The sequence below is a fragment of the Bacillus sp. 16GRE42 genome (genome assembly GCF_019837435.1).
In the GTDB taxonomy this organism is placed as follows: domain Bacteria; phylum Bacillota; class Bacilli; order Bacillales; family Bacillaceae_G; genus Bacillus_A; species Bacillus_A wiedmannii.
In genome coordinates this window covers 1-398 of sequence record NZ_JADAXF010000032.1, presented here as the reverse complement: position 1 = coordinate 398, position 398 = coordinate 1, and the positions used below count along the sequence as shown (strand labels likewise).

At 45.2% G+C, this 398-nt stretch carries 2 tRNA genes and 1 rRNA gene; all 3 read left to right on the top strand.

From position 1 onward, the window contains the following. The first annotated feature begins 91 nt into the window (after positions 1-91). Positions 92-207: ribosomal RNA gene (rrf, locus tag ILS93_RS28505) — 5S ribosomal RNA — on the top strand. Between the two features lie 8 nt (positions 208-215). Continuing rightward, a tRNA-Asn gene (locus ILS93_RS28500) sits at positions 216-290 on the top strand. A gap of 2 nt (positions 291-292) precedes the next feature. Next, positions 293-384, top strand: a tRNA-Ser gene (locus ILS93_RS28495). Positions 385-398 lie beyond the last annotated feature (14 nt).

Genomic DNA, 398 nt, shown 5'->3' with positions numbered 1-398 from the left:
AGCAATGTTATCTAGTTTTGAGAGAACATAAAAAACTTGTTGACTTTTAAAGAAAATAAGTTATAATAATGATTGTCTCAAAAGAATAATGTCTGGTAATGATGGCAGAGAGGTCACACCCGTTCCCATACCGAACACGGAAGTTAAGCTCTCTAGCGCCGATGGTAGTTGGGACCTTGTCCCTGTGAGAGTAGGACGTTGCCAGGCAATATTATTCCGCAGTAGCTCAGCGGTAGAGCTATCGGCTGTTAACCGATCGGTCGTAGGTTCGATTCCTACCTGCGGAGCCATTGGAGAGCTGTCCGAGTTGGCCGAAGGAGCACGATTGGAAATCGTGTATACGTCACAAGCGTATCAAGGGTTCGAATCCCTTGCTCTCCGCCATAGGATTTATAATA